Origin of the sequence: Bradyrhizobium sp., assembly GCF_049586575.1 — a bacterium.
Taxonomy (GTDB): domain Bacteria; phylum Pseudomonadota; class Alphaproteobacteria; order Rhizobiales; family Xanthobacteraceae; genus Bradyrhizobium.
In genome coordinates this window covers 1-2,262 of record NZ_JBAVCF010000360.1, presented here as the reverse complement: position 1 = coordinate 2,262, position 2,262 = coordinate 1, and the positions used below count along the sequence as shown (strand labels likewise).

At 62.2% G+C, this 2,262-nt stretch carries 2 protein-coding genes; one reads left to right on the top strand and one right to left on the bottom strand.

What is annotated here, in order from left to right; genetic code table 11:
• Positions 1-128 precede the first annotated feature (128 nt).
• Complete coding sequence (locus WB528_RS14040; RefSeq protein WP_423889018.1) at positions 129-1,010, top strand: ATP-binding protein; 882 nt, start codon at positions 129-131, stop codon at positions 1,008-1,010.
• Between the two features lie 21 nt (positions 1,011-1,031).
• Here WB528_RS14040 and WB528_RS14035 read toward each other — a convergent pair whose 3' ends face one another.
• Positions 1,032-2,051 carry a 2-dehydropantoate 2-reductase gene (locus WB528_RS14035; protein ID WP_423889017.1) on the bottom strand — a complete coding sequence of 340 codons (1,020 nt, stop codon included), beginning with the start codon at positions 2,049-2,051 and terminating at the stop codon, positions 1,032-1,034.
• Positions 2,052-2,262 lie beyond the last annotated feature (211 nt).

The following is a 2,262-nucleotide window of genomic DNA, read 5'->3' as shown; positions in this document are numbered from 1 at the left end:
TTGGCAGTCTGTTGCGAATCCCCAACATTGCCGCGGCTCACCCAATTACCATTGGTGAGCAGCATGTGGGCGATATCCTCTTTGTCCCCGATCTCACGCCCTATCTCGTTGAGAAATGGCTTGGCTTTTTGGCGATCGTCCTGTCGGGGTCAGCCTTACTCGTGCTGGCGGCCATCAACGCCTATTTAACGACCACCTTGGCCTTGCAGCCGCTGGAGCAACTCGGCGCCGGTCTGGCGCGAATGCAAGTGGGTGACTACGACAGCACGATTCCACTTCTCGGCCCTCCGGAAACCCGAAAAACCTGCGAAGAAGCCAATCAGCTTGCGCGAAAGCTCAAGCGCCTGGCCCAGGACAACAGAGGCATGCTGCGCAAGATCGTGTCGCTGCAGGACGACGAACGCCGCGAACTCGCGAGGGAGCTGCATGACGAACTCGGCCCGCTGCTGTTTGCCATCAGGGCTAACGCGATTGCGCTATCAGGATCCGCGACTGACGTGGCGGCCGCCGATCCAGAGGCGCCCTCCAGCCATCTCCTTGAAGCTGCGGAGGCGGTCCAGCATGCCAGTCGCCGCATTCTCGAAGGGCTAAGTCCGCTCCATCTCGAAGAACTTGGACTCGAGAAAAGCATCCAAACGTTGCTTCAAAATGCTCAATCCGCGTTGCCAACCGTTGCAGCAACTTCCCGGGTCGATCCCCGGCTGGATTCTCTCGACCGGCTGCTGTCGCAAACAATCTACCGCGTGGTGCAGGAAGCGGTGACGAATGTCATAAGGCACGCGCAGGCGACCACGCTGAACGTTGTCGCCACGATGCGCGACGAAGCCGTGACGATCGAGGTTTCCGACAATGGAATTGGATTTCCCGACAACATCTCGCTTGGCAGAGGTTTGACCGGAATGTCTGATCGCAGCCGCGCGCTGGACGGAAAGTTGGACCTGTTGCGCGAGCAAGGCAGGACCTTGGTGCGCTGCTGGTTACCCTTGAGCGCACAGTCCTGTCAGACCTGAAGCCAGTCCGAAGCGCGTGTCCTAATTCTTTGCCACACCCGAGCGGATCTGTTCCGCCGTCAGCCGCGGCGACCCTTCGCCAGCCGCCTCGGCATCCCTGATCAATGCGACGATGCGGCGCGACAGGGGCGCTTTCAAACCGCGCCGGTCGGCAATGGCGGTGATCACGCCCTGAAGATACTCGATCTCGGTGCGACGGCGACGCTCCAGGTCTTCCCACATCGAGGAGCGCGCTTGCGGATCGATCTTCATGGCCGGAGCCAGCGCGACCGCAAACAGAGTATCAGGCAGCCGCAGCAGATGGGGCGTCCAGCTCAGCGGCACCGGTGTCGACGATACCGGGTGGATGCCTTCGGCCCGCACGGCCGCCAATCCTTCGGCGATCTGGTCGGCGAATAGTCGGCGCCAATCGCGCCGGGCGAGTTGCGCACGCAGCGGCAGACCGGAAAGCGCATTGAGCGCGTTGTTGAGATTGACGAGCAGCTTGCCCCATTGCACGCCGGCGATATTGTCAGTGGCGCGCATCGCAAGCCCCGGCGCCGAAAGCCTGGCGGCGGTATGCGCATCGTCGCGCTCGATCACGATATCGCCTGAGGTCGCGCGATGAAACCGCCCCTCCCCCGCCGCGATCACGTTGAACGGCACCATGGCGGCGAGCACCTTTCGCCCCGGCAACCTCGCGCGCAACACCGGCACATTGGCGATGCCGTTTTGCAGGCTGACGACGACGGCATCCGGTGGCGCGTACCGTGCAATGGCTTCCGCGACCTCGGCGGTGTCGGCGCTCTTGACTGTAACCAGCACCGCGCCCGCTTCCGCCAGAATTTTCGGATCCTCCGACAGAGTCAGCTGCCCAGATGCCACATGCCAGGACGAGCCCTCCAGGCTCGTCAAGGTCAGTCCGAACCGCTCGATCTCCGCGATCACGCGCGGGCGTGCCAATAGCGACACGCGACGGCCCGCGCTGGCCGAGAGGCCGCCGACAAAGCAGCCGATGCTGCCGGCGCCCGCCACGACAATCGGCCGATCTCCCCACGTCATTGGCTGCTCCGCCCAAACTGCAAGCAAGTGTGGCGGTTCAGAAGTCCGCATCGTTTGTGCCGCGGGTTGGTCATGCGGACTTCTGAACCAAAGCCACACTAGATCAATGGGTCTGCTAGTACCGCCGATCCGAAGTCCCTGCGCCACAAGCGGCGAATTCGATCAGGGACTTCAGATCGACAAAGCGGTACTAGAATCAATAAGTTTGCTA

Bases quoted from the DNA above. Each gene is read 5' to 3' on its own strand.
- WB528_RS14035 (WP_423889017.1), bottom strand. From the start codon at position 2,051: ATGACGTGGGGAGATCGGCCGATTGTCGTGGCGGGCGCCGGCAGCATC.